This window comes from Petrotoga sp. 9PWA.NaAc.5.4 (genome assembly GCF_002895485.1).
Taxonomy (GTDB): Bacteria; Thermotogota; Thermotogae; order Petrotogales; family Petrotogaceae; genus AZRK01.
In genome coordinates this window covers 84,102-91,369 of the sequence record NZ_AZRK01000024.1, presented here as the reverse complement: position 1 = coordinate 91,369, position 7,268 = coordinate 84,102, and the positions used below count along the sequence as shown (strand labels likewise).

Genomic DNA, 7,268 nt, shown 5'->3' with positions numbered 1-7,268 from the left:
TGCGAGAGTAGGTATCGCCCCTTTTCATATTTTAAAATGCCGCTAAACAATAGCGGCATTTTTTCGTTTTATTTGTTGAATTTATTATTAGAATTGTAATGATTTTAGAGTTTCTTCTTTTTTTAATATTTTTTCTTCATATTTTGCTATTTTAAAATCTAATCGCTCAAGCGTTTTTTTCATATTTTCTATTTTTATTCTAAGTTTTTCTCTTTCGTTTATTAGTAATTCTTTTCTTTCTTCAATTGTGTCATCTCCTTGTTGGAATAAGTCTACGTATTTAACTAAAGTTTTGATTGAAAGACCTGCATTTTTCATACATAATATAAATTCTATCCAGTTACAATCTTCTTCTGTATATTCTCTTATTCCTCCATTATTTCTGTTCACTGAAGGTATTAATCCAATCTTTTCGTAATAACGAAGAGTATCGGTAGAAATATTGAATTTCTTACTGACTTCTGAAATTTTCATAGGTATCACCTCTACTGTTTATCATTTTTTATTAAATGGGACCAACAATCGCATGGGGTACGTAAGGTTCTTCTAAGTATGCGATTTCTTCAGAGCTTAATTTAACAGATATAGCCCCAACAGCGTCTTCTACATGAGTTATCTTTGTTGCTCCTACAATAGGTGCGTTTACGGGTTCTTTATGTAATAACCACGCTAATGAAATTTGTGCTCTTGAAACTCCATGTTTATTTGCAAGTTCTGCTACTCTATCTACAACAGCTTTATCAACATCTTTAGTTGAGTCATATTTTGATTTTGCTACTTCGTCAGTTTGTAGACGATAGGTAGTTTCAGACCAATCTCTCGCCAATCTTCCAGCTGCTAATGGGCTGTATGGAGTAAGACCAATTTTTTGATCTTTACATAAAGGAATAAGCTCTCTCTCGTCTTCACGATATATAAGATTGTAATGATTTTGCATAGATATAAATTTAGTCCATCCATGTTTTTCTGCTGTGTATAATGCTTTTTGAAACTGCCAAGCATACATAGCAGAAGCTCCTATATACCTAACTTTACCAGCTTTAACAAGATCATTTAATGCATCCATAGTTTCTTCAATCGGTGTATTGTAATCCCAACGATGTATGATATATAAATCAACATAATCAGTACCAAGTCGTTTCAAACTACTGTCAATTTCATGCATAATAACCTTTCGAGAAAGTCCAGCCCCATTCGGGCCCTCACGCATTCTTGAAAAAACCTTTGTAGCAATGATAACCTCATCACGTTTTGCATAGTCTTTTAAAGCTTTTCCAAGAATTTCTTCACTTCTTCCAAGAGAATACACATTTGCTGTGTCGAAAAAGTTGATACCTAATTCGAGAGCTTTTTTAATAATTGGTCGACTATTTTCTTCATCAAGAACCCATTTGTGTGTCCATTTTTCTGAATCTCCAAAACTCATACATCCAAGACAAATTCTTGAAACTTCTAATCCAGAGTTGCCAAGTTTAACGTATTCCATTTTGCTAAGCCTCCTTTAATAGATCTTTAATACTCACTTTAGATTTTGTAAATACTAACTTTTATCAATTAGTTGTAATTTATTTACTGTTTTCTTCTAACCATTTTTTAATTTTGGAATCAAGATCTGATCCACCAGAATAATAGATTGGAAGTCCTCTACCAACCTTTGCATTGGGTACAAGTTTGGTTATATCAGACACACTTCTACCTAATTCACCACCCCCGTGGCTGCAGAATGGTAAGATAGTTTTTCCAGAAAAATCATACTCTTCAAGAAAAGAAACAATAGGCATAGGTATTGTTCCCCACCAATTCGGATAGCCGAGTATAATAATATCGTATTCATCCATATTTTCTACATGTGTGATAAGTTCTGGCTTCATTCCTTCTTGTTGTTCTCTTTTGGCTTCTCTTAAAACTGTTTGGTAGTTACTAGAATAAGGTTTCGCAGTTCTTACTTCAAATAGGTCTCCGCCTTTTTGAGATTGTATTTTTTCAGCTATTGTTTTTGTGTTTCCATCCCAAGAAAAATAAGCAATCAAAATCTTTTTATTTTCTTCTTCCACAATTTTTACCTTCCTGTCTTTTTACAATTACAGAGTTTAGTTTTTCTTATTTTCAGGTTCAGCTTTCACTTTTTCGGAAAGCGGAATCATTTTGGTACGGTAAAGTATTACCATAATAGAAGGAATAAGAACGAGCTGCAGAATAATTCCAGGTATAGCATTTAAAAATGCTCCTGTTATAAACATTCGCCAAGTAAAAATACTTTCTCTTATTCTTAAAATTAACATCATAACAATACCCCAAACTATTCTTCCAGATATCATAGCTCCTATCATTGAAAGATAAATAGAAGATATAGATTTTTTAATAGATCTTTGGTATAGAAATCCAACTACTACTCCATACGTGGCGAGTTCAAACGCCATAGCAATAGCAGTTGGAAACATAGGGGGCATTCCAAAAATAGCTGAGCGAAGAGGTGGTAAGATAAAACCTACAAATAATCCATATTTCCAACCACAAATTAATCCACACAAAAGCACAGGGATATGCATAGGAAGTAACATGCTTCCAATTTGTTGAATCTGACCAGTTAAAAAGGGTAAAATAAGTCCAATAGCTATAAACACAGCAGATAAATTAAAATTTATAAGTTCTTTTTTTTTCATATTAATATCTCCTTGATTAGATTTTATAATATCTTTAGAAATTTTAAAACTTTTGTTTTATCAATAGTTTAGGTTTAAAATTTTTATAAAATACCTTTAAACATTACTAACTATGATTATTTAATTTATTCGCTGCTTTTAATCAAATAAAGAGGAATAAGGCTGTATCTTAAATCCATTATAAATTAAAAACAAATTAAAATGGTTACTTTCTAAAAATTTTATTTCTAATTATAATTACAAGCACATTCTAAAGATTTCTTCAATATCTTTTTGTCCTAAGGGCTTAAAGCCTTTTATTGTTCCTCCTCCACAAGCTCTTTTTGCCATAAAAGAAAAATCTTTTTCTTGTATTCCTACCTTAGAGAATGTATCTTCTAATCCTAAAGTATTGAAAAAGAAATCTGCCAACATTTCTATACTTTTCTTTGCAACATTCATAGTATCAATATTAGGATCAATATCAAATACATTTGTTCCAAATTGATAGTATTTTTCGACTGTATTTTCATCAAGACAATATTCCAACCATCTAGGCGTTAGAAGAGCAAGGCCATGACCATGTATAATATCGTATATAGCAGATAATTCGTGTTCCATTGGATGGCAACTCCATTCGTGCTTTTTTCCTCCGTCGATAAATCCGTTGATAGCCCATGAAGAAGTCCACATTAGGTTTGCTCGAGCCTCATAATTATCTGGTTCTTTTAAAGCAATAGGAGCATATTTGATAACCGTTCTCATAAGACCTTCCATTATGGTGTCCAACATATGTAGATCAGGTTCAGTTGTAAAATATACTTCTATTATATGTGACATTATATCTACTGAACCACAGGCGGTGTGGTAAGAATTTACTGTAAAAGTATTAGTTGGATCTAAAAAAGAAACCTTTGGTAATAATACCTCTGAGCCTCTTCCTATTTTTTCTTTAGTTTCAGGATTACTAATTACACCACCTCCGTTCATTTCAGAACCTGTAGCAGCAAGAGTGGGAATAGTAATTACTGGAAGTGCCTTTTCAATTGGAGCCCATTTACTGAAAAAATCCCATGGATCGAAGTCTACGCAAGCTCCTGCAGCCATATACTTTGTTGCATCTAATGTTGAACCTCCTCCTACAGCTAAGAGAACATCTATTTTTTTATCTTTACATATTTGCACCCCTTTTCTAACAGAGTCAATTCTTGGATTTGGTTGGATCCCTGAGAGTTCAAACAATTCTAAGCCTGATTTTTTTACTTCGCTCTTCACTTTATCATACAGTCCTATCTTTTTTATTGAACCTCCCCCATAAGTTAGAAGTACTCTTTTTCCAAATTTACTTAACTCTTCACCAACATGACAAAGTTGATCTTTCCCAAAATATACTTTTACAGGGTTGTGATAGATAAAATCATTCATTTTTTGTTCTCCTTTTATATTAGATTTTTGTCTATTAAAGTTTCATTTAACAATCGATATGCATTTTGTGCTTTTTCATGACCTATTTCATGTTCAAGAACAGATATTATACCTATAATCTGATCTTGAGTTAACCCAGCATTTAAACCCATTAAATAATGAGACATTAGTTGTGAATCTACTCCATCCATGCTAGCTAGCGCTCCTATGGTAACCATTTCTCTAGTTTGATAATCAAGAACACCGCGTCCAAATATGTCACCAAACAAATGTCCTTTCAAGAATTCGTCCATCACAGGTGCAAATTCGTATAATTTCCCCGAAACTGGCGATCCCACTAATTTCGTTTGAATCTCTGTACCTAGTTCTATATTACTTTTATCTGCGGGTAGAGAATTAGCCTCTTTACCTAATTCATCATAAATTCCTTTTGTTTTTCTATCTTCTAAAACTTCCATAAATGTAGTGAGTGCATTTAAACTTCGTGGAAATCCAGAGTACGCATATAATTGTATAATGATTTCTTTAATTTCATTTATGGTTAAACTACTATCTAATCCATTATTTAAAGCGATTCCTAGTTTTGACAAATCACCAATTGTAGTAAATACCGCAATGGAAACTATATTTTCTTGTTTGACCGTTAAAGCTTGCTTTTTATTCTTTTTGTTGTATTGTTCATCACTCACTTTTTCCATCCATTCTGCCACGTTACCTTCAAAAACTCCTGAAAGTGCTATATGCGTCATTGAACTTGTAGGTGTCGCACCATGCCAATGTTTAACACCTGCAGGAAACCAAACAACATCTCCTTCTCTAACTTCTTCAATTGGTTCTCCCCACTGTTGCACCCATCCAACTCCTTCAGTTATAATCAATCTTTGTCCAATAGGATGTGTGTGCCAAGCGGTCCTCGCTCCTGCTTGGAATGTGACTAAACTTCCACTATATGTATGTAGAGCATTTTCCGAAAAAAGATTCTTAACAATTACGTCCCCGGTAAACCATTCCTGTGGACCTTTGAATTGTTCTTGGGAGCCGTTTCTAATTATTGTTATGAAATCTTCTTGCTCTTTCCAAGAATTCATAACTTTCTACCTCCTTTTAAAATTTTCTAGACCCATTTTAAATTTAAAATCTTCTTTTTAAAAAACTATTTATTTCTAAAGCTCACATGAATTTTTCTAATTAACTTATTAGTTTATTCAATCATACACTTTGGAGTTAACTCCATGTCAAGTACTTTATTATTTTTTGTTGATTTTTTTATTCAATAAAAGATTATTTTATAAGTATTTGTTTGATTATATAGTATGGAGTTAACTTCATGTCAAGTAAAAATACCGTGTGTTATTTTGAACACACGGTATTTTTAAGATTATAAAATTTATTGTCTTGTTGAAAGAAGGCTTCCACGCCTATAAGTGATGAAGATTTGACTTTAATGGATGAATATCTATTTTCCATCCTGTGAGCTTTGCTGCTAATCTTGCAGTTTGACCACCTTTTCCTACTGCAAGAGAGAACTGATTTTCAGGGATATAGACAACAGCTATTTTTTCTTTTTCGTTAAGATCTATATCCTTTACTTCTGCAGGCGCAAGCGCATTTTTAATAAAAACTTTAATGTCGTCTGAATATTCTACAATATCAACCTTTTCGTGTTTTAATTCTTTTAATAACTCATTTATTCTTGAACCTTTTTCGCCGATACATGCTCCAACGGGGTCTACATTTTCCATCGTACTTATAACAGCAACTTTAGTCCTTATTCCCGGTTCTCTGCTAATTCTAACAATTTTTACGATTCCTTCTTCAATTTCAGGTACAATAGATGTCAATAATTCAGTTACAAATTCTGGACATGCTCTTGACACAATTATCTTAGGTCCTTTTGATGTGTTTAATATATTTTTAATGTATACTTTTATTAGTTCGCCATTTTTAAATTTTTCGTTTGGTATCATTTCTTTGTCAGGAAGTTTTGTTTCAAGTTTTCCTATTTTTATCTCTACAAATGTATCACCTACTTTTAAAACTTCTGCGGATGAAATTTTATTTTTTAAAGCAGTATATCTTTCATATAATTTGCCTTTTTCTAATTCTTTTAAATTTTGTAATATAACCTGCTTTGCTGTTTGAGCAGCAACTCTTCTAAAATCTTTTTTCAAATTAATTTTTTTTCTTATAGTTCCTCCTAATTCAACCTTTGGATCAATTTCTTTGGCTTCTTCCAAAGATATTTCTTCTCTTGGGTTTTCAACTTTATCTACCACTTTCCATATTTGATACACATTAAATTTAGAAAGATTTTTATCAATTTCAACTTCTACATTTTTTGCTCCGTAATTTTTTTTATAAGCGCTTTTTATTGACTTAGCAATAATATCTACTAACGAGTCTCTGCTTATACCTTTTTCTTTTTCTAAAGCATCTAAAGCCTCTAAAAGATTAATGTTCAATTTTTTTCACCTCCGATTCTTTATTTTTACAATTCAATTTCCAAATTGGCTTTATCAATTTCATTAAAATATTTTTCTATAATATTGTTAGAGTCCTTTTCTTTTATTTTTATTTTATCGTCATATACTTCTTCAATATACCCAATAATTGTTAATTTTTTATTTTGTTCACTTTTTAAGATAAATTTTGCTAAATGCCCTTTAAACCTTATATAATCATTTTTGCCTCTTAATTTTCTATCAAGACCCGGAGAACTTACGACTAAATCGTAGCTACTTTCAAAAAGATCGAGTTCATCAATCCATGGTTCAATTGCACGAGAAAATCTTTCACAATCATCTATGGAAACATAATCATTTGGATTATCAATTACAATTTCAATTACCTTATTTTTTCGAGTCCCTCTTATATAAATATCAAAAATCTCAAGACTCATTTTTGAAGCAACGTTGATGGATTTTTCCAAAAGTAATTGTTTAATCTCTTCGTTGGAAAGCATTTTATTACCTCCCCTTTCTGGAAATTCCTTTCTAAGTTCTAAATTAAAAAGTTACAATATTTTTAATCATAAATTAGTAGCTTTAGTTATAAAAAATCTCGAGGGCAAATGCCCTCGGAATTTGATTCCTTTTTTACTTTACTTAGCGTTCGTTCAATAATTATTATAACATAAATTTAAAAAAAATCAACATATTTACGTTAATAATTCTTTAGAACTACAAATTAAAAAATAAATGT

At 31.5% G+C, this 7,268-nt stretch carries 8 protein-coding genes; all 8 read right to left on the bottom strand.

Features of this window, described 5'->3' with window-relative positions:
- Window positions 1-87 precede the first annotated feature (87 nt).
- Complete coding sequence (locus X924_RS07820) at window positions 88-474, bottom strand: MerR family transcriptional regulator (protein ID WP_121958369.1); 387 nt, start codon at window positions 472-474, stop codon at window positions 88-90.
- A gap of 31 nt (window positions 475-505) precedes the next feature.
- On the bottom strand, window positions 506-1,486 hold the full coding sequence (locus X924_RS07815) for an aldo/keto reductase (RefSeq protein WP_121958368.1): 981 nt from the start codon (window positions 1,484-1,486) through the stop codon (window positions 506-508).
- A 79-nt stretch (window positions 1,487-1,565) separates the two neighbouring features.
- Window positions 1,566-2,054 (bottom strand): flavodoxin, encoded by a 489-nt coding sequence (locus tag X924_RS07810; RefSeq protein ID WP_199172669.1) that lies wholly within the window; start codon window positions 2,052-2,054, stop codon window positions 1,566-1,568.
- A gap of 36 nt (window positions 2,055-2,090) precedes the next feature.
- Complete coding sequence (locus X924_RS07805) at window positions 2,091-2,663, bottom strand: ECF transporter S component (RefSeq protein WP_121958366.1); 573 nt, start codon at window positions 2,661-2,663, stop codon at window positions 2,091-2,093.
- Window positions 2,664-2,900: 237 nt separating this feature from the next.
- Window positions 2,901-4,067, bottom strand: coding sequence for an iron-containing alcohol dehydrogenase (locus X924_RS07800; RefSeq protein WP_121958365.1), 1,167 nt, complete (start codon window positions 4,065-4,067; stop codon window positions 2,901-2,903).
- A gap of 14 nt (window positions 4,068-4,081) precedes the next feature.
- Complete coding sequence (locus X924_RS07795; RefSeq protein ID WP_121958364.1) at window positions 4,082-5,155, bottom strand: carboxymuconolactone decarboxylase family protein; 1,074 nt, start codon at window positions 5,153-5,155, stop codon at window positions 4,082-4,084.
- A gap of 330 nt (window positions 5,156-5,485) precedes the next feature.
- Complete coding sequence (nusA, locus tag X924_RS07790; protein WP_121958363.1) at window positions 5,486-6,529, bottom strand: transcription termination factor NusA; 1,044 nt, start codon at window positions 6,527-6,529, stop codon at window positions 5,486-5,488.
- 26 nt (window positions 6,530-6,555) lie between these two features.
- The gene (rimP, locus tag X924_RS07785; RefSeq protein ID WP_121958362.1) at window positions 6,556-7,029 is read right to left on the bottom strand and encodes a ribosome maturation factor RimP; all 474 of its coding nucleotides are present in this window, start codon (window positions 7,027-7,029) and stop codon (window positions 6,556-6,558) included.
- Between the last annotated feature and the right edge of the window lie 239 nt (window positions 7,030-7,268).